We start from the raw sequence: 18,389 nt of genomic DNA on the forward strand, positions 1-18,389 counted from the left end.
AGCTATTCGGTTAAAAGCGCGGCGAAATAGTTGAGTGTATGCTTTTTTAATAAATCTTCCTGAGCAAAAACGTCGCCGAAAGGCAATGGCTTCAGTAAGGTAAACAAGGGCCAGTTATCTTTGTCGACCCCTGCCCGTTCATAATAGCCTGGTTCTACCAGCACGGTGCATACACCGACATGCAACAAATCCTGCTTCTGTTCCTTAGAAAACCGCTTCGGACCACGACCAAGCTCCTGCATCCCAATCAGGAAAAGCACCCCATTGAGGTCGGCGGGGCGCTTACCAACAAGCTCGGTAAGACGATCTAAAAGATCATCCCAGGTCTGTAACGTTGAAGAATTTTCTTGCATTAGGATACTGATTATGAATGACTAAAATTACACTATAGAAACGACCATTGCCGATGATTCCGTTCATGCGTTCTGTATTCGAAAATTTCGTCTACCTGTTTTTCCCTGTTCTTTGTAGCGGTTGCTATCGTATGATGTACGATGAGGAAAAAGGATTGTGCAGTACATGCCGGATACACTTGCCAATTATCACTACAGACGAAGAACAAGAGTTACTACGCCAGAAATTCAGTGGCCGTGTACTAGTCGATTACGTCTACTCATACGCTTATTTTACGAAGAAAAGCCGAATGCAACGGATCATACATCAGTTGAAATACCGGCATAAACCAGAACTAGGCTATCGACTCGGCTTGTGGCATGGCCAGGAATTACTGAACGCCTCAGCGAAACCACTTTGGGCCGATCTACTAGTACCGGTTCCGATTCACCCTACACGGCGGCGGCAACGGGGCTATAATCAAAGCGAATTAATTGCCCGGGGGTTATCTGAAGCGCTGCAATTAAACTACCGGGAAGACATAATGGAGCGTACTAAGTTTATGGCATCTCAGACGCGCAAAAACCGATTCGATCGGTGGCGAAACGTGGCCTTGGCGTTTCGTGTGAAAGACTCCGCTGCCGTTCGTGGCAAGCATGTGGCACTGGTTGATGACGTGTTGACTACAGGGGCCACCCTAGAAGCCTGTGTGGTGGCTCTGCGCGAAGCTGGCTGCCAAACCGTAGGCATACTAACAATTGCGGCCACCCGATAAGTCGAGTGGCCGCAGGGCACTATGTATGTGTGAATCTCTAGTGATTCCGTCCTACCCCGATCATAGCACAACGGAAGCCAATGGTAGCCGTAGCAGAATCCTGATCCAGGAACCGGCGTGTGCCCGGTGCTAGCCAGTAGGCAACGTCGCTCCACGAACCACCTTTATACACGCGAAGCTTGTCATCAATAATTGAATTGTTATTCTTCTTATCGTAGTTTTTAGCTTCGTCCAGATAACCATTCCGACGAATAGGGTTCAGGTCATTTTCAACCTGAAACGACAGCGGACGGTATACGTCATATACCCACTCGTTTACGTTGCCAGCCATGTTATAGAGGCCGAAATCGTTGGCAGGATAAGCATAAATCTGTTCGGTGATAATAGCTCCATCGTTCGACCGGCCAGCAATACCGGCGTAATCACCGCGGCCACGCTTGAAGTTCGAAAGCATCTGACCCTGTTTGCGGCCTTTCTTGGGGTTCCGCACTGAAGAACCATCCCACGGGTAGATCCGCTGATTCGATTGATTCTCGTCTACGTATTGAGTGCCAATCAAAGCTTTGGCGGCATACTCCCACTCTGCTTCTGTTGGCAGGCGATAGTCGGGCAACACCAGGCCACTTTCCAGGCTAGGCTTAGCTGCAGCAGCAGATGGAGTTTCAGCCGCAGCAACCGTTTCGGCGGCGGCTTGCTTTGATTTTTTCTTCAGCGAGAAACCACCTTTCTTTTTACCACTCGAATTGCCTTTAGCATACAGGTCAGCGTTTACTGCGCCAGTCCGCCAAGAAGCGTAGTCGTTGGCCTGTACCCACGATACACCCACCACCGGATAATACCGGAATGAAGGATAACGCAGGTACTGCGTCACGTAAGAGTCATTGAATGAAAGTGGGTTGGCCCACACGCTTGTATCAGGCAGCGCGCGGGTATACACCTCCTCTGAGGAGTCGCGGCGGATGGCGTCGAGGTATTCGAGGTAGTGAATATTAGCAATCTCCGTTTCATCCATATAGAACGATTGGATAGAGACTGTCCGCTCACGGTTATCGCGCGAATTCATCACGTCTTCTTCCAAGGCACCAAGCGTAAACCGTCCTCCTTCAATAAAGACAAGGTTTGGTCCCGCTTTGGCACCAGCAAATTTCTTTACCGCAAAGCCGTCCTTTTTGTTGTAGGCGATGCCTGTAGCCGTGCTTTCTTTGCCCGGCTTTACACTTGTTGGGTGTTTGGGCTTGCAGGCAGCCAGCGCGGCGGTGGCCAAAAGCACGTAAGCAGCGCGTTGCAGGTGATACTTCTGAATCATTTTGTGTGTACTTATTCAGTTAATTCGGCTAAAATACGGTTCAACTGGTCGACGCCATTCACGTGTTCATGCGTGAAAATGAGCCTGTTCTTGACCTCTTTCAACGAACACAGCTTAGGGTGTTTTTTGATGTAGTCAATTACCTTGCCAAAGCGGTCAGACGTGAAGAACGAGTCAGACTGACTGTCTTTCTCGGAAGAAACGAAGGTTCCTTTCACTATCGTATTTTTCAGCGTCAGTTTTTCAAGGTGTAACTGCTCTGCTTTCCAGCGAACGGCCACCAGTTTAAACAAATTCTCGACCCCCGCCGGAATGGGCCCGAACCGATCAGAGACTTCTTTCTTAAACAGTTGAAGTTCAGTAGGGTTCTGAATACTATCTAAACGGGTGTACAAAGATAGGCGTTCGGAGATGTTGGTTACGTAACTCTCCGGAATCAGTACCTCCAAATCAGTCTCAATCACTGTGTCGGGTAGCAATGGACGAAACACATCGGGGGTATCCATGAAGAGATTCTTAAACTCAGTTTCACGAAGTTCCTGCACAGCCTCATCCAGAATCTGATGATACATTTCGTAGCCCAGATCATTGACGAAACCACTCTGTTCAGCACCTAGCAAATTGCCCGCTCCCCGAATGTCGAGGTCGCGCATGGCAATCTTGAAACCTTCGCCCAAATCGGAAAAGTCTTCCAGGGTTTGCAGCCGTTTCCGCGAGTCTGACGAGAGCACAGCCGCCGGGGGCGTGAGCAGATAGCAAAACGCCTTCTTGTTCGACCGGCCCACCCTACCCCGCATCTGATGAAGATCAGACAACCCAAAGTTGTGCGCCTGATTAATAATAATCGTGTTAGCATTGGTGATGTCCAAACCCGACTCGATGATGTTAGTCGACACCAGCACGTCGGTTTCACCTTCAATAAACCGAGTCATAACTTTCTCAAGCCGGTCACCCTCCATCTGCCCGTGAGCCACGCCAATGCGGGCATCGGGTACGAGGCGCTTGATCATATTGCCAATAGATTCAATATCGCCAACACGGTTGTGCACAAAGAAAACCTGGCCACCCCGGCGCAATTCATAGCTCACGGCATCACGCACCACGGTGTCGCTGAAGACGTGAATCTCGGTCGTGATGGGCTGCCGGTTGGGTGGCGGAGTAGCAATTACCGACAAGTCACGTGCCCCCATGAGTGAGAAGTGTAGGGTACGTGGTATAGGTGTGGCCGTCAGTGTGAGTACATCAACCTCTACCCGCATTTCTTTGAGCCGGTCTTTGGTCTTGACCCCAAATTTTTGTTCTTCGTCAATAATCAGCAGGCCGAGGTCTTTGAACTTGATGTCTTTGTTTACGATCCGGTGCGTGCCAATCAAAATACCTAGCTCACCCGACGCGGCCTGCTTCAATGTCTCCTTTATCTGTGCCGCCGACTTGAACCGGTTAATGTAGCTGATCTTGACGGGGAAGTTGGCAAGTCGCTCTTTAAAGGTGTTGTAATGCTGCATAGCCAAAATCGTAGTGGGCACCAGCATAGCTACCTGCTTGTTATCTGACACTGCTTTGAACGCCGCCCGGATGGCTACCTCCGTTTTGCCAAAACCCACGTCGCCACAAACGAGCCGATCCATAGGGTGCGGCTTTTCCATATCGTTCTTAACATCGTTGGTTGCTTTGGCCTGATCGGGGGTGTCTTCATAAATAAACGATGATTCCAATTCGGCCTGTAGAAAAGTATCGTGCGAATAGGCGTAGCCAGGCGCAGTTCGCCTTTTTGCATATAAAGCGATTAATTCACGGGCAATATCCTTGACCTGCTTGCGCACTTTTGATTTGCGCAAGTCCCACTCCTGCGTACCCAACTTGCTCATAGTAGGTGGGCCTCCCTCCTTCCCGCTATACTTCGCGATCTTGTGAAGTGAGTGGATACTTACCAGCAGTATGTCATTATCCCGATAGATCAACCGGATTGCTTCCTGGTCGTTGCCGTTCATGTCGACCCGCTCCATACCGGCAAACCGCCCAATGCCATAATCAACGTGGGTCACGTAGTCGCCGGGTTGCAGAGTCTTAAGCTCGCGCAGGGTCAGTGCCTTCGACTTGCTGAACTTGTCGCGGACACGGTATTTAAAATAGCGGTCGAAAATCTGATGGTCGGTGAAACAGGCTACCTTCAGGGTATCGTCGGTAAAGCCCTCGCGGATGCCGACCTGCATGGTCTGAAACTTCAACAGCGGATCAATCTCATCGAAGATAGTGCGGAGCCGTTCCAACTGCTTGAATGACTCGGCTACAATGATGGTAGTGTAGCCCTTCGTGCGTAAATCGTTGAGCGCATCGGCTACTCGCTTGAACTCTTTGTTGAATGAGGGCTGCGGCTTAGACGGGTACGACAGTTTGGAATCTGTTTTGAAATAAAACTTACGGCCAAACTCAATCGTGGTTAAGGCTTTTACCTGATTCAGAAACGCCCGCCGGGTTTCAAACAGTGTTTCGGGGTTTTCTACAACCTGAATATCACCGGTACCAACCACCCGCGACAAGCTTAGCTCAGCCTGCTCAAAGCTTTTCTCTACAATCTCCAGCGCATACTCGATGTCTTTGAACCAGAGGCAAGTGTCTTTGGGTAAAAAATCCAGAAACGATTCACGGACTTCCTGGGTCAGGCGGGTCTGTACGTTAGGAATGATGCTGATTTGCTCTAACCGGTCGCGGTCCGGCGTTCCGGTGGAGAGTTGCGTTTCGGGATTGAAGTGCCTAAGGCTCTCTACTTCGTCACCGAAAAGTTCGATACGATACGGAAACTCGGAGGCAAACGAAAAAACGTCGATGATGCCCCCCCGCACCGAAAACTGCCCCGCCTCGTAGACGAAATCCGTCTTTTCAAAGTCATACGTTTGCAACATGTCCGACACAAAGCTTGTATCGAGCTTGTCGCCTACCCGTACAGCCATTGTGTTCTCACGCAGAGACCGTTTGTTAATTACCTTTTCCGATAAAGCTTCTGGATAAGTTACAATTAAGCTTCCTGCCGCCGAACCGGCCTGCGATGGTCCAAGGCTAATTCGGTTTAGGACCTCAGCCCGCATTAATACGTTGGCGTTCTCTACCTCCTCATACTGGTATGGCTTTTTATAAGACATCGGAAAAAGCAACACGTTGTTCGACGAGTCGACGGAGCCAGCTGGACGGTCAGTAAATCCGAGCAGATTCTGAATGTCGTTAAAGAAGTAAGAGGCCTCTTCGCGGTCGGTGAGCACAAAGAGATGGGTACCGGGCACTTGTTTCGTTAGCGTGGCCGCAATGACAGCGTCAAGGCTGCCCGTAATGCCTTTTATCTGCACCCTCGATGGTTCCGCAGCGTTGCGTTCCAGCAGTGGCTGGGCCAGGATTTTCAAGAAAGGGTCCTCAGCGTATAAGGACAGAAATTCGGTAGTTGTCAAAGCTAAAAAGTAGTCTAACAGTCAATCGCCAAAACCAGACGGTAGGAACACGAAAAGCCGCCAGGCGATCAACCCGGCGGCATAAATACAAACCTGAACACTCGTCAAATGTTCCGTTCTTACATACAATGGGGCAATTTGCTCCGGTTTTTATTACAGACAGAAGAGACAGTGCTAATTGCTACGTTAAACAGTTTCAAAGGCAATACCTTCCTGCTCCATTACCTGTTCTATGCGGGCACTCTTCTCAAAAACGACCGACAACTCTTTCTTGTCGGCAAGGTCGGTTTCGTCGTCGGCCATCCATTTCCAGTCTTCAACGGTGGCTTCAAGAATGGCTAGAATAGAGGCCAGTTTCTTCGGATCACGCTCCTGGCTAATAAACTGATCTGTATTTGTGAAATAGAGTACAATCTTCTCATCCTCAAGCCATTGCAGGTCGTTTAACGCATCATTGAGTGCGTCGAGGTTATTACCGAAATGCGGAAACTCAAGTGCGTCCGAGATCTGATCGTAAAACTGCCGGAGTGTTTTGGCTTTGTTGCCGTCGATATGTGCGACGAAATGATCGGGAAACCGGTCGGCTAGTGCCGCTTCGGACGAGGAAAGTATAAAGTTGGCAGCCATAAGGATAAAGAGTCTACTGTCTGAGGTTCAACAGCTAAAGCAACCGCAGTGGTCCGATTAAACGCGGCGATTGCTTTAGCTGTTGATCCTTAGACGGCAGACTCGTTCATTTTATTTCCGTGAAGGTATTATAATGGTCGTTGGTGTACCAGGCGCTGCCATCAGCGCCGGTAATAAGGCGTTCGGTACCCCTGTTTTTGCCCGGCACTTTTGGATTCACATCCCATTCCTGGTAATCAATTGGTTTACCGTCGGGGCTGGAACGGGGTAAATGGTTTTCAAAATTACCAAACCGCCTGCCACCAACATACCCATCCATGGCCCGGCCATTGGCCCGAACATAAGCCAGAACGTCATACACTTTTTTGGGAATTTGCGTCGCCTGCCTGCGGGCGTTATTAGCTCTGGTCGACTGTCTATCTTGGTGATAATCAGTAACTGACGTACTGCTATCACCTTGCTGAAACTGCCGGTGCTGCTGCTGTCGGTGATGTTTCTTACGCGACGACTGTCCCTGCTCTGTCCTGGCAGCTTCCTTCGTTTTCGACTGACAATGAGTCAGTAACGAAAAACCAAAAAAGAAAAACAGCAATAGAAAAGAACGCATAGGGAGATGGGTTCTTAGACTTGCGTTCAATTCAGCGAAAACATGGGTACCCGGAGTGATACTACGTTATTGAACATCAGTTCACTAATGTCGGGCGTCATGTAGTTGATGAGGGGGAACTCAGAGATTGTTTCCAGTACTTCCAGCTCCGAATCACCATTGACGATGCACCATAACTTGGCTCGATCAGCCGAAAGCGAATAGGATAAAATGCGCCCCTGTTCCATCATTTCGTTGATCTTGGCCCGCTGTGATGGAATTTTAGCCATAAAGGCATCATCCATTTCAGCCAGCGTAAACTCGACCATAAATTGGCTCATAGCACTTGTTTGTTAACGGACGTCCATTCAATTAGACAATACCGTATTAACCAAAGATAACTCATCTTCGTTGATTGTGTGGCCGCCATTGGGGTAAAGTTTGGTTTGTACAATGGCCCCCATTCGCTCGTATACAGCCGCTGTTTCCAGTACGCGTGCCTTCGGAATATGCGAATCCACGTCGCTACAGGCCAGCACTGCAGGTGTACCGGTCAGGGCGCCTTCGTAAGTACGTGGAGTGCCGTCGGGGCCAATAAGCCCGCCGCTAAGACCAAAAATACCCCCGTATACTGCCGGATTCCGAGCGGCGAATTCGAGCGTCAAACAGGCTCCCTGTGAGAACCCCAACCAGTACATCTGTGGCGTTTTCAGGTTGAAATCGGCCTGTAATCGTGCTCTGAGCATGGCTAGCACCATCAGCCCCGATGATAGCCCCGGCTCGTTGCGTTCCGTCGGCTGCAGAAACGAGTAAGGATACCAGGTACCATCGGTTGCCTGCGGGGCTATAAAGGCCATGTCGGGGGCATCCAGGTGCGGTACCAGCGACAGTATGTCTTGCGCTGAGCTACCGCGCCCATGCACCAGTACCATTACGCGGTTGGCTTTGTCGAGGGGTACACCCGCTGTGAGGTAATTAGTTGGGTCGTGAATCATAATCAGGATCAACAAAGGGAGTTGGCAATAACTCCTTAGGACAGCACGATTTTGGGTAAGGCAGCTTCCAGTTTAGCACGACGGGCTTCATATTGTGGGGGTAGCATTAGTGCCGTACCCAAGCTGTTAGGAGCCTCGTCGATGGCAAATCCGGGCGGGTTAGTAGCCACTTCAAATAATACCCCGCCTGGTTCGCGGAAGTAGATGCTATGAAAATAATTGCGGTCCTGCACAGGCGTGGGCACATAGCCCGCGTCGGCAAGGTGCTGGCTAATGAGCAATTGCGTTTCGTCGGAATCAGTTGAAAAAGCCACATGGTGTACAGACCCCGCCCCCTGCAACGCCCGCACACCGTTGGGATCTACCAGCACATCAACGTAGTTGCCCGGTCCGCCAAGGCCCGCCTCAAACCGAAAGTGGTTAGCTTCTTCTGCCACCAGACGGTGTTGCATTACGTTGGTCAGCAGCTCGACAGTGCGGGTGGGATTGAGCTGATCAAGCGTAACGGTATGAAATCCCCGAATCGAAAATTCGAGCGGAATCTGACCGTTGCTGTAGCCCGGCCGGTTGTCTATATCATTGAAAACCAGTTCGATACCCATGCCATCGTAGTCTTCAAAACGAATAAACGTTTCGGCAAAGCGTTTGGCGGGTGTAGAATAGGCGATCTGGAACTGGTGCAACCGATCTAGCCAGAACTGCATCCCTGCAACGGGAACAGAAAAAGCGGTGTACGTAAGTTGACCCACCCCTTTGCGTCCACGGGGAATATTGCCGTATGGGAAAAAAGTCAGAATACTACCCGGAGAGCCCATTGCGTCGCCGTAATAAAGATGGTAAACGTCGGGAGCATCAAAATTGACTGTTTTCTTCACCAGCCTCAGGCCGAGCACATGCGTGTAGAAATCAACATTACGTTGCGTATCGCCAGCTAAAGCTGTAACATGATGGAGGCCATTTATCAGGGTTGCCATAGATCAGTTGGTTAATAACAAATGTATTTAATGTATATACATGAAAAAGTATGATTTTGTTCAAACTAGTTTGGTAAAACTGAGGGTAACTGCTGGCGGGCCGCTGCATAGTGTATATAAACCACTGGCAATCTCATGAGTTAATCACGTTACCCATTCATTGCATGATGTTAATTGCCCCAACACCAGTTATTTATGATTCCCCCCTCCCCTAGTACGCCGCGCCCCTTTATAACTGCCCGCATCGACAAGATGCTTATTGCGCTTTACGAGGTAGCCCGGTTTGTAGGCCGTTTTTTTCGCGAAGTGCTGTTACCTCCCTACGAAGGCCGCGAGGTGATTCGGCAATGTTACGAAGTTGGGGTCCGTTCACTGCCACTTATTTCGCTCACGGGATTCATTACGGGCATTGTCTTCACCAATCAGTCGCGGCCATCACTGGCACAGTTTGGGGCCACGTCGTGGTTGCCTTCGCTGGTATCTATTGCCCTGGTGCGGGCCATTGGCCCTTTGGTGACGGCCTTGATTGCCGCCGGACGCGTAGGGTCAAATATCGGGGCAGAGTTAAGCTCAATGCGTGTAACCGAGCAAATCGACGCGATGGAAGTATCAGCAACCAAGCCGTTTAAATTTCTGGTTTCTACGCGTGTGCTGGCTACCACATTTATGATTCCGGTGCTGACACTATACGCAATTTCGGTGGGGTTGCTGGGTGCCTTTTTGAACGTAAACAGTAACGAAGCCACCAGTTTCCGCAGCTTCATTACCGAAGTGTTCGGCACAATTACGTTTCTAGACGTTTTTTCGTCATTGGCTAAATCAATCGTTTTTGGTTTTACCATCGGTATGGTAGGTTGCTACCAGGGTTACAACTCCTCGAAAGGCACTGAGGGTGTTGGAAAAGCCGCTAACGCAGCGGTAGTGACGTCTATGTTTCTGGTGTTTATAGAGGAGTTATTCTCGCTACAGATCGTTAATGCCATTCGTAGCTTTTAACCCTTCGCACCATGAACAACAAATCGAAAAAGCCTGCTCAGTCTGCTGAGACAGTCATTGAAATAGAAAACCTGCACGTGGCCTTTGGCGACAATGAGGTGCTTAAAGGAGTTGACTTAAGCCTGCAGCGGGGTGAAAATCTGGTTGTGCTGGGCCGGTCAGGAACGGGTAAATCCGTGTTAATCAAAGTAATTGTGGGTTTGCTTAAGCCAGACTCAGGTCGGGTGGTTGTGCTGGGGCAGGATGTTGTTGACAGCAACACCACTGAACTGGATCAACTGCGGCTGAAAGTAGGCTTTTCGTTCCAGAACAGTGCCCTTTACGACAGCATGACCGTACGTGAAAACCTCGAGTTTCCGCTCGTGCGCAATGTGCGGAATCTGTCACGGGCTGAGATTGATCGGGCAGTGGAAGAAGCCCTGGACGACGTAGGGTTGAAACAGGCCATCAACCAAATGCCATCCGAATTGTCGGGTGGGCAGCGGAAGCGCATTGGCATTGCCAGAACGCTGATGCTGAAGCCCGAGATTATGCTTTACGATGAACCTACTGCCGGTTTGGATCCCATCACCTGCACCGACATCAATAACCTGATCAACGACGTACAGGAACGGCGTGGTGCTTCATCTATCATTATTACCCACGACCTCACCTGTGCCAAAGAAGTGGGCGACCGCGTGGCTATGCTTTTCGATGGGCAGTTTCAGCGGCAGGGTACGTTCGACGAAGTTTTTGCTACCGACGACAAACGTGTTCAACAGTTTTATCACTACAACTTCACTGAATAATGGAACGCGGGTTGTTATGATTCGTAAGATGAATCATGATAAAATCATCTCTGAACCAGACGAATCATAACAACCCGCGTTCTATTGTTCCTCAACACCTATGAAATCAAATCGACGTGCCGTTACAGTTGGCTTATTTGTGTTAATCGGGCTGTCATTGCTGGCAGCGGGCATCCTGTTTTTGGGAGGTCAGCAAAAACGTTTTGTGTCAACCATTCAGATTAAGGCCGTTTTTAACGACGTGGCCGGTTTGAAGACAGGTAATAACGTCTGGTTTTCGGGCGTGAAAATTGGCACTGTCAAACGGATTAGTTTTGTGGGTTCGTCGCAGGTAGAGGTCGACATGAACATTGAAGAAAGTGCGTCTGCTTATGTTCGTAAAGATGCACTGGCCACGCTTGGCTCAGACGGCCTGATTGGCAACAAACTGATCGTAATTGTAGGCGGAACACAAAGACATCCGCCCGTTGAAGAGGGTGACCGATTGCGGGCGCGGGAAGCCCTAAGTCCCGAATCCATTATTGACACGCTACAGGTAACAAACCGTAACCTGCTGAAAATTACCACCGACGTGGGCAGCATTGTGACAAGAGTACGTAACGGACGGGGCTTGGCTGGCGCTCTGCTCTATGACTCAACGATTGTGCGCAATTTCCAGTCGTCGATGGCCGGTTTGCAACGAGCGTCGGCTAATGCAGCCACAATGACCAATTCGTTAACCACGTTTACGGCCAAACTGAACCGCCCTGGTACCCTGGCCAATGACCTCATCACAGATACCACGGTCATGCGCGATATCCGTACCTCAACAGCGCGGCTAAAGCAAGTGACTGCATCGGCCAATGATGTGGTGGCTGATGTAAAACAGGCTACACAAAAGCTCAATAATGGTAATAGCGCCATTGGTGTTCTCACCAGCGATTTATCTGTAGGGCGCGACATCCGGAGTACAATCAGAAATCTGAGCACTAGCACTCAGAAACTGGACCAGAACATGGAAGCGCTGAAAAGCAACTTCCTGTTCCGGGGTTATTTCAGAAAGCAGGAGAAACAGAAAGCAAAAGAAGCTAAAGAGGCTGAAAAGAATGGGCAGCCCATTCCTGCTGACACCACTCGTTAACGATTCTGTTGCTACAAGTTGTTAACTAAGTATTAATACATAGCAACAACCTGTATATTGGTGTGCATTTTTTTGGTGAATGCGGCTTGTGCGTTAAGCTAATAGGCGTACTTTGTTGGTTAACTAAACCAACCGCATTCTCATGAAGAAATTTACTGTCTATGCCCTGACGGCTGGGTTAATCTATTCAGCCTCGGCTTGTCTAGATTCCAGCGTCAATGAACCCACCGCCAGTTCGTCACTCAATGGCGCACGTGAAGAAGTACCTACCCGGCAATGCGGTTCTATGGACGTGCTGGCTCAGCAGCTTAAAAATAATCCCGGCCTGCAACGGAAACTGGACGACATTGAGGCACATACCTCACGATTTGCGCTAACGCTGAAAACAGATCCGTCGGTGCTCTCAACAGGCCCCCTAGTGGGCGTATTGACCATTCCGGTAGCGGTTCACGTTATCTACAATTCGTCTATACCTCAGGAAAACATCAGCGACGCCCAAATTCAGTCGCAGATTACGGTGCTGAACCGTGATTATAGTAAGACGAACACCGACATTACGAAGGTGCCTAGTGCTTTTGCTTCAGTGGCCTCGAACATGCAGTTTCAGTTTCGCCTCGCCAGCATCGACCGCAAAGCATCAGCTATGACGTCGTGGGGAACATCTGACGCCATGAAGAAGACGAGCTATGGTGGTGTGGCCCCTATTTCGCCCACTACGACGCTTAATATCTGGATCTGCAATATTGGCGGTGGTGTTCTGGGTTATGCCCAGTTTCCGGGCGGCGCTGCCGCTACCGACGGTGTGGTTATTGGCCCGAAATATTTCGGTAGCAGCAGCATCGCCTCCGGCTACTACGGCGCTCCATTTGACAAAGGCCGCACGGCTACGCATGAGATTGGCCACTGGCTCAACCTGCGTCACATTTGGGGCGACGCTTCCTGTGGTAATGACCTAGTGGCCGATACGCCAACGCAGTCTACCAGCAACTTTGGTTGCCCTGCCTTTCCCCGGAAAACATGCGGTAATACTACCAGCGGTGACATGTTCATGAACTATATGGACTACACCGACGACCTGTGCATGTTTATGTTCTCGGAAGGCCAAAAAACCCGCAGCCGAGCCATCTTCTCCCCTGGTGGTCCCCGCGCTAGTTTTGCGCCTTAATTGGTTTATAACTAGTGGTTTATAAAAATAAAAGCTCGTCAATTCACCAACATATCTGGTGAATTGACGAGCTTTTATTTTTGCGTTTTATAACGATTTCATCAACTAAGTATTGCTTGTAATTCAGGCTGATTACTTATAAATATTTTTTTAAGATGGCTATTCATATTATACAAAAACGAGTACCTTGTTTTTCTAAACAAATTAATCGCCTACACATGAAGAAGATTACCGTTTACACGTTTATGGCCGGCCTGCTCTTCACGGTTTCGGCCTGTCTGGATTCCAGCGTCAATGACCCAACGGCCGGTTCGTCGCTCAACGGTGCCCGTCAGGAAACACCAGTGCGGCAATGTGCGTCAATGGAGGTGCTGTCTCAACAACTGAAAGATGATCCAAGCCTCCAGCAGCGTATGGACGACATTGAGAAGCACGCTAACAAATTTGCAAACCTCCGTAAAACAGATCCTTCTGTGCTCGCTACGGGGCCATTGAGTGGCACACTGGTGATCCCGGTAGCGATTCACGTGGTCTATAACACGGCGGTTCCGCAGGAGAACATCAGCGATGCCCAAATTCAGTCGCAGATTACGGTTATGAACCGCGATTTCAGCAAGAGTAACGCAGATATTTCAAGCGTTCCCAGTGCGTTTGCTCCTTTGGCTGCAAACATGCAGTTTCAGTTTCGCATTGCCAGCATCGACCGCAAAGGCTCAACCAAGTCATCGTGGGGTACCAATGATGTTGTCAAAAACCCCAAAAGAGGCGGTGTGGCTCCCATTTCGCCTACCACGACGCTTAATATCTGGATCTGCAACATCGGTGGTGGCATCCTGGGTTATGCGCAGTTTCCGGGCGGCAGCTCAGCAACAGACGGCGTAGTGATTGGGCCACAGTACTTTGGTAGCAGCAGCCTGGCAGCTGGTTATTATGGTGCTCCCTACGATAAAGGCCGCACAGTGACGCACGAAGTGGGTCACTGGCTCAACCTGCGCCATATCTGGGGCGACGCCTCATGTGGCAATGATCAGGTGGCCGATACCCCAACGCAGCAAACCAGCAACTTCGGTTGCCCGTCGTTCCCCCACGTGACCTGCTCAAACGGTCCTAACGGCGACATGTTCATGAACTACATGGACTACACCGACGACCTGTGCATGTTTATGTTCTCGGAAGGCCAGAAGACCCGCAGCCGCGCCATTTTTGCCCCCGGCGGCGCTCGGGCCAGCTTTGCACCCTAATAGCTGATTGGCAATCCTATTAAACGAAGCCCGAACGGATGGTCCGTTCGGGCTTCGTTCGTAATGCGGCATGTGAAGTGCTCCCCTCTCCTACCCCGCCCAGTTTTCGCGGTCGAGGCTGCGGTACTGGATAGCTTCGGCGAGGTGTTCGATCTTGATCTCCTCTGAGCCAGCCAGATCGGCGATGGTGCGCGATACTTTTAGAATGCGGTCGTAGGCACGGGCCGAAAGACCGAGGCGTTCCATCGCTGTTTTGAGCAGAATGCGCCCGGCGGCGTTGATCTCGCAAATCTCTTTTACCATCTGTGAAGGCATCATGGCGTTGGAATAGATACCCTCCTGCCCTTCGAATCGTTTTGTCTGGCGCTCACGGGCAGCCACCACGCGCGCCCGAATGGCCTCTGAGGTCTCGGCGGGGCGGTTGCCGGTCATTTGATCAAACGAGACGGGTGTGACCTCCACGTGCAGGTCGATACGGTCGAGCAATGGCCCACTGACTTTATTGAGGTACTTCTGCACTACACCGGGTCCGCAAACGCACTCTTTATCGGGGTGGTTGTAGTAACCGCAGGGGCAGGGGTTCATGCTGGAAATGAGCATAAAATTGGCTGGAAACTCCACTGCCCATTTGGCCCGCGAAATGCTTACGCAACGCTCTTCCAGCGGTTGCCGCATCACTTCCAGTGCCGACCGTTTGAATTCGGGCAGTTCGTCGAGAAACAAGACGCCGTTGTGTGCCAACGATATTTCGCCCGGCTGCGGAAAGCCGCCTCCGCCCACCAGTGCGGCGTCGGAGATGGTATGGTGCGGAGCGCGATAAGGTCGTTGGGCTACCAGCGTAGCCTTCTTGCCCAACTTGCCCGCCACCGAGTGAATCTTGGTCGTTTCCAGTGCCTCCTGCAACGTCATGGGCGGCAGAATAGTGGGCAATCGTTTGGCAAGCATGGTTTTACCCGCCCCAGGTGGCCCAATCATAATGACGTTGTGCCCGCCGGCAGCGGCAATTTCTAGTGCCCGCTTGATGTTTTCTTGCCCCTGCACGTGCGCAAAATCGGCGTCATAACTGTTTTGGCTGCTGAAAAACAGGTCACGGGTATCAATTATGAGTGGGTCAATAGCCTGTTTTCCCTCAAAAAAAGCCACGGCGTCCATCATGGTTTGCACCGGAATGATATCGAGGTTATTGACAATGGCGGCTTCGTGGGCGTTTTCAACGGGCAACACAAATCCTTTAAAACCCTGCTTGCGGGCTTCAATAGCGATGGGTAGTACCCCTTTGATGGGCCGCAGCGTACCGTCGAGGGCTAATTCGCCCATGATCACATAGTCTTCAAGGTTCTTTTCCAGCGTGACCTGTTCAGAGGCCTGCAACACGCAAAGGGCAATGGGCAGGTCATAGGCGGAGCCTTCCTTGCGAATGTCGGCAGGAGCAAGGTTGACCACTACCTTCTGCCGGGGCATTTTAAACCCTGAAAATTTGAGCGAAGCTTCAACGCGTTGTTCACTTTCTTTTACGGCGCTGTCGGGCAGACCCACCATAAAGAATTTCATGCCTTGTCCGGCGTTTACTTCAACGGTAATAATAGTGGCGTTGACACCATAAACGGCGGCTCCGTATGTTTTTGCCAGCATGGCGGGAAGAATCAGTTGCGGTGGAAAAATGGCAAATGCCAGTGGTCAAAGCTACTCAATCAGCCGCATTTGTGCGTATCCGATGGGCCACTGAGGAACTATTTACGGCTGCGATTTTTTGATTTAGTCCATAGACCTTTAGCTAAAAGTGGGCAATAAGCCCCGAAGACAGTCCGTTGTTTTCGTATATGTGTATCTCAAAACCACCATGTTATCGCGCAACTCTACGTTTACCCTTCAAATGTGACCAATTAATCTAACCATCTGTTTATTATGGAGCAACGAGAGCAACAACCCCGATCATCCACAAGCACGGCCCTGGTAGCCGCTTTGGTGCTCATGACTGGCGTAGCCGGTGTTATGGGCTACAAGTACTACGACAAAGCTGAGGTGGCAAGTACGCAGGAAGTAGCCATCGCCGAGCGCGTAGAAGAACTGGCCAATACCCGCGTGAAACTGGATTCGATCTCGAATTCGCTTGATGCCAAGATTGCTGAGGTGAAAAAGTTAGGCGGGGATGTAACTGAACTGGAGAAAGTACGCGCCGACCTCGAAAAAGATAAAAAGGCATTGGCGCGTGGTGCTAAACTGTCGCGGGCTACAATTGCCAAATACGAAAGTAAGATTCAGGAATACGTAGCCTTCCTGGCCGAAAAAGATACCCTGATTGCCCAAATTCAGCGTGAAAAAGAAGTGTTGGTCGTTGATAACCAATCGCTCAATACAGAGAACGTAACGCTGAAGACACGCCGGAAACAACTGGAAGATACAGTGGCTATCGTGGCCTCGCAGAAAGAAGAACTGGCAACTAAAGTGACCCGTGCGGCGGCGTTGAAAGCACAAAACGTGAAGATCTACGCCGTAAACAGCCGGGGTAAAGTGAAAGAAGACGACGCCTACAAAGCCAAGCGTATCGATAAGCTCAAGCTGACTTACTCCCTGCTCGATAACCCGCTGACGGCAGAAGAGCCTAAAGACGTGTTTGTGCGCGTACTGGACCCGGACGGGGCCGTGGTGTCAGACATGGCTAATGGCTCTGGCACTTTCAAGGCCAATGGCGACGAGATGGTATATACGGCCAAACAGACCGTTGATTATGATAAAAACGGTAAGCAGGTCGAGTTTCTGTACACCCGTGGTACACAATACCGTCCCGGCAAATATACAGTCGAACTATACAGCGAAGGCTTCAAGATCGGCGCTGGTGAGTTTGCCGTTCGCTAGAGACTAGACAGTTGGGCGGCCCGGTTTAGAGCGACGCCGTTTTAACGATTAAAGGCCAGGGTCGCTTCGCGCTGAATCTAATCTGCGAAGCGACCCTGGCCTTTAATCGTTAAAACGGCGTCGCTCTAAACCGGGCCGTCTGGTTTATTCTTTTGAGCCTGTGAAACTAACCCTGGTTCCCGCAGAAACAGCCTGTATACGTAGTACCAACCCCTGACGTTCCATACCATTGTTACTAAAAACCCGGTCGGTACTGACAGTACCAACCACGCTCCCGCCGCTGCTTAGCTGAATACTGTTGTCGGCCTGCCGCTTTAGTGCAATGTTGGGTATCACGTGCGTCTGCTCGGTTGGGTACACCTGCTGATAGGTAAGCGTGACTACAGCGTCGGACTGTATGTTAATGGTGGCTGTAGGCATCTTGTTGGCCGGTAGGGCCACGCAGAGGACGTCCAGAAAACCATTGGTCTGATAGCGACCGGTTACCTCGCTTGCCATGGTGGGGGCAATGTCGGTGTCACGTCCACAAGACATTGTGGTAAACACGAGAGTACCCAGCAGTAAAATCCGAATCATAATCGTCATTGATTGAGCACGTTACCCCGTTGATAAGTGATGTTATATAGAATAGACACAAACTGTCTATAAAACGTTGGAACCGGAGTGTCAGTATTTTATCAAGCTGCTGATGGCTACGGCTGTTTGGTACCCCGGAACTCTGTTTTAAACACCTCACCTGTCTGTGGATTTTTCGCTTCCAACTGCATTATGAAGGTGTCGTTGTCGTACCGCGCTACTTTTTGGCTCTGGTTATACAAGTCGTAGCCGCCGCCGTTGTCGCGGATTTCCATTGGTTGCACCACGTTCGTAAGGTCTTTCGGATTGAGCCTGATCTGATCGGCGAGAGTTTGATCTATTGTCAACGACATCGCTACGTCGACTGTACTTTCTGTTTTCCGAGTGATGCTGATCGTAGCAGATAACAGTTCTTTACCGTTCATTTGCAGTGGCAGGGCCGTAGACACAGCGGGTTGGCTACCGTTTTGCACCGACATGTAGTTGAGCAGATACGTACCTGACATCCGCCGGGCGCGGTCAGGTTGGGGGGCTATGTTGTCGCCTGACGTTGAGCAACCAGACAGCAGAGTAAGCAGCAGTATAAAAGGCAGAATTAATTTCATGGGAAG

General features: G+C 50.5%; 18 protein-coding genes. 7 read left to right on the forward strand and 11 right to left on the reverse strand.

The window, feature by feature from the left end:
• Positions 1-2: 2 nt before the first annotated feature.
• Positions 3-353 carry a hypothetical protein gene (locus tag J2I47_RS24515; RefSeq protein WP_207367265.1) on the reverse strand — a complete coding sequence of 117 codons (351 nt, stop codon included), beginning with the start codon at positions 351-353 and terminating at the stop codon, positions 3-5.
• A gap of 290 nt (positions 354-643) precedes the next feature.
• Here J2I47_RS24515 and J2I47_RS24520 point away from each other — a divergent pair, with 290 nt between their 5' ends.
• The gene (locus J2I47_RS24520) at positions 644-1,108 is read left to right on the forward strand and encodes a ComF family protein (RefSeq protein ID WP_229374925.1); all 465 of its coding nucleotides are present in this window, start codon (positions 644-646) and stop codon (positions 1,106-1,108) included.
• A 37-nt stretch (positions 1,109-1,145) separates the two neighbouring features.
• Here J2I47_RS24520 and J2I47_RS24525 read toward each other — a convergent pair whose 3' ends face one another.
• The 7 genes from J2I47_RS24525 to J2I47_RS24555 form a co-directional block, all read right to left on the reverse strand.
• Entirely contained in the window at positions 1,146-2,414 is a 1,269-nt protein-coding gene (locus J2I47_RS24525; RefSeq protein WP_207367267.1) for an SUMF1/EgtB/PvdO family nonheme iron enzyme, read from the reverse strand.
• 11 nt (positions 2,415-2,425) lie between these two features.
• On the reverse strand, positions 2,426-5,854 hold the full coding sequence (gene mfd / locus J2I47_RS24530; protein ID WP_207367268.1) for a transcription-repair coupling factor: 3,429 nt from the start codon (positions 5,852-5,854) through the stop codon (positions 2,426-2,428).
• A 186-nt stretch (positions 5,855-6,040) separates the two neighbouring features.
• A complete protein-coding gene (locus J2I47_RS24535; RefSeq protein ID WP_207367269.1) occupies positions 6,041-6,481 on the reverse strand; it encodes a barstar family protein in 441 nt (146 codons plus the stop codon).
• Between the two features lie 106 nt (positions 6,482-6,587).
• Entirely contained in the window at positions 6,588-7,088 is a 501-nt protein-coding gene (locus J2I47_RS24540; RefSeq protein ID WP_207367270.1) for a guanyl-specific ribonuclease, read from the reverse strand.
• 26 nt (positions 7,089-7,114) lie between these two features.
• Positions 7,115-7,408 carry a muconolactone Delta-isomerase family protein gene (locus J2I47_RS24545; protein WP_207367271.1) on the reverse strand — a complete coding sequence of 98 codons (294 nt, stop codon included), beginning with the start codon at positions 7,406-7,408 and terminating at the stop codon, positions 7,115-7,117.
• Positions 7,409-7,435: 27 nt separating this feature from the next.
• Positions 7,436-8,062: an alpha/beta hydrolase gene (locus tag J2I47_RS24550; protein WP_207367272.1), complete on the reverse strand. Its 627-nt coding sequence runs from the start codon at positions 8,060-8,062 to the stop codon at positions 7,436-7,438.
• A gap of 35 nt (positions 8,063-8,097) precedes the next feature.
• Positions 8,098-9,036: a ring-cleaving dioxygenase gene (locus tag J2I47_RS24555; protein ID WP_207367273.1), complete on the reverse strand. Its 939-nt coding sequence runs from the start codon at positions 9,034-9,036 to the stop codon at positions 8,098-8,100.
• A 195-nt stretch (positions 9,037-9,231) separates the two neighbouring features.
• Between J2I47_RS24555 and J2I47_RS24560 the strand changes: the two genes are divergently transcribed.
• The 5 genes from J2I47_RS24560 (at position 9,232) to J2I47_RS24580 (ending at position 14,346) form a co-directional block, all read left to right on the forward strand.
• Positions 9,232-10,032: an MlaE family ABC transporter permease gene (locus J2I47_RS24560; protein ID WP_229374926.1), complete on the forward strand. Its 801-nt coding sequence runs from the start codon at positions 9,232-9,234 to the stop codon at positions 10,030-10,032.
• An 11-nt stretch (positions 10,033-10,043) separates the two neighbouring features.
• Complete coding sequence (locus J2I47_RS24565) at positions 10,044-10,820, forward strand: ABC transporter ATP-binding protein (protein ID WP_207367274.1); 777 nt, start codon at positions 10,044-10,046, stop codon at positions 10,818-10,820.
• 100 nt (positions 10,821-10,920) lie between these two features.
• The gene (locus tag J2I47_RS24570; RefSeq protein WP_207367275.1) at positions 10,921-11,940 is read left to right on the forward strand and encodes an MlaD family protein; all 1,020 of its coding nucleotides are present in this window, start codon (positions 10,921-10,923) and stop codon (positions 11,938-11,940) included.
• Positions 11,941-12,082: 142 nt separating this feature from the next.
• On the forward strand, positions 12,083-13,105 hold the full coding sequence (locus J2I47_RS24575; RefSeq protein ID WP_207367276.1) for a zinc metalloprotease: 1,023 nt from the start codon (positions 12,083-12,085) through the stop codon (positions 13,103-13,105).
• Positions 13,106-13,323: 218 nt separating this feature from the next.
• Positions 13,324-14,346 (forward strand): zinc metalloprotease, encoded by a 1,023-nt coding sequence (locus J2I47_RS24580; RefSeq protein WP_207367277.1) that lies wholly within the window; start codon positions 13,324-13,326, stop codon positions 14,344-14,346.
• A 90-nt stretch (positions 14,347-14,436) separates the two neighbouring features.
• Here J2I47_RS24580 and J2I47_RS24585 read toward each other — a convergent pair whose 3' ends face one another.
• Positions 14,437-15,978, reverse strand: coding sequence for a YifB family Mg chelatase-like AAA ATPase (locus tag J2I47_RS24585; protein WP_207367278.1), 1,542 nt, complete (start codon positions 15,976-15,978; stop codon positions 14,437-14,439).
• 273 nt (positions 15,979-16,251) lie between these two features.
• On the opposite strand from J2I47_RS24585, the gene J2I47_RS24590 reads away from it, so the two are divergent.
• On the forward strand, positions 16,252-17,202 hold the full coding sequence (locus J2I47_RS24590) for a DUF8428 domain-containing protein (RefSeq protein WP_207367279.1): 951 nt from the start codon (positions 16,252-16,254) through the stop codon (positions 17,200-17,202).
• 144 nt (positions 17,203-17,346) lie between these two features.
• On the opposite strand, the gene J2I47_RS24595 is transcribed toward J2I47_RS24590, so the two are convergent.
• Together J2I47_RS24595 and J2I47_RS24600 are read right to left on the reverse strand one after the other, a co-directional pair.
• On the reverse strand, positions 17,347-17,778 hold the full coding sequence (locus tag J2I47_RS24595; protein ID WP_207367280.1) for a hypothetical protein: 432 nt from the start codon (positions 17,776-17,778) through the stop codon (positions 17,347-17,349).
• 116 nt (positions 17,779-17,894) lie between these two features.
• Entirely contained in the window at positions 17,895-18,383 is a 489-nt protein-coding gene (locus J2I47_RS24600) for a hypothetical protein (RefSeq protein WP_207367281.1), read from the reverse strand.
• Positions 18,384-18,389 lie beyond the last annotated feature (6 nt).

The sequence above is a fragment of the Fibrella rubiginis genome (assembly GCF_017353185.1).
In the GTDB taxonomy this organism is placed as follows: domain Bacteria; phylum Bacteroidota; class Bacteroidia; order Cytophagales; family Spirosomataceae; genus Fibrella; species Fibrella rubiginis.

Coding starts and splice junctions, on each gene's coding strand:
- J2I47_RS24540 (WP_207367270.1), bottom strand. CDS start 7,088: ATGCGTTCTTTTCTATTGCTGTTTTTCTTTTTTGGTTTTTCGTTACTG.
- J2I47_RS24580 (WP_207367277.1), top strand. CDS start 13,324: ATGAAGAAGATTACCGTTTACACGTTTATGGCCGGCCTGCTCTTCACG.
- J2I47_RS24550 (WP_207367272.1), bottom strand. CDS start 8,062: ATGATTCACGACCCAACTAATTACCTCACAGCGGGTGTACCCCTCGAC.
- J2I47_RS24535 (WP_207367269.1), bottom strand. CDS start 6,481: ATGGCTGCCAACTTTATACTTTCCTCGTCCGAAGCGGCACTAGCCGAC.
- J2I47_RS24565 (WP_207367274.1), top strand. CDS start 10,044: ATGAACAACAAATCGAAAAAGCCTGCTCAGTCTGCTGAGACAGTCATT.
- J2I47_RS24560 (WP_229374926.1), top strand. CDS start 9,232: ATGATTCCCCCCTCCCCTAGTACGCCGCGCCCCTTTATAACTGCCCGC.
- J2I47_RS24525 (WP_207367267.1), bottom strand. CDS start 2,414: ATGATTCAGAAGTATCACCTGCAACGCGCTGCTTACGTGCTTTTGGCC.
- J2I47_RS24590 (WP_207367279.1), top strand. CDS start 16,252: ATGGAGCAACGAGAGCAACAACCCCGATCATCCACAAGCACGGCCCTG.
- J2I47_RS24515 (WP_207367265.1), bottom strand. CDS start 353: ATGCAAGAAAATTCTTCAACGTTACAGACCTGGGATGATCTTTTAGAT.
- J2I47_RS24545 (WP_207367271.1), bottom strand. CDS start 7,408: ATGAGCCAATTTATGGTCGAGTTTACGCTGGCTGAAATGGATGATGCC.
- J2I47_RS24570 (WP_207367275.1), top strand. CDS start 10,921: ATGAAATCAAATCGACGTGCCGTTACAGTTGGCTTATTTGTGTTAATC.
- J2I47_RS24575 (WP_207367276.1), top strand. CDS start 12,083: ATGAAGAAATTTACTGTCTATGCCCTGACGGCTGGGTTAATCTATTCA.
- J2I47_RS24595 (WP_207367280.1), bottom strand. CDS start 17,778: ATGATTCGGATTTTACTGCTGGGTACTCTCGTGTTTACCACAATGTCT.
- J2I47_RS24585 (WP_207367278.1), bottom strand. CDS start 15,978: ATGCTGGCAAAAACATACGGAGCCGCCGTTTATGGTGTCAACGCCACT.
- J2I47_RS24555 (WP_207367273.1), bottom strand. CDS start 9,036: ATGGCAACCCTGATAAATGGCCTCCATCATGTTACAGCTTTAGCTGGC.
- J2I47_RS24520 (WP_229374925.1), top strand. CDS start 644: ATGCAACGGATCATACATCAGTTGAAATACCGGCATAAACCAGAACTA.
- J2I47_RS24600 (WP_207367281.1), bottom strand. CDS start 18,383: ATGAAATTAATTCTGCCTTTTATACTGCTGCTTACTCTGCTGTCTGGT.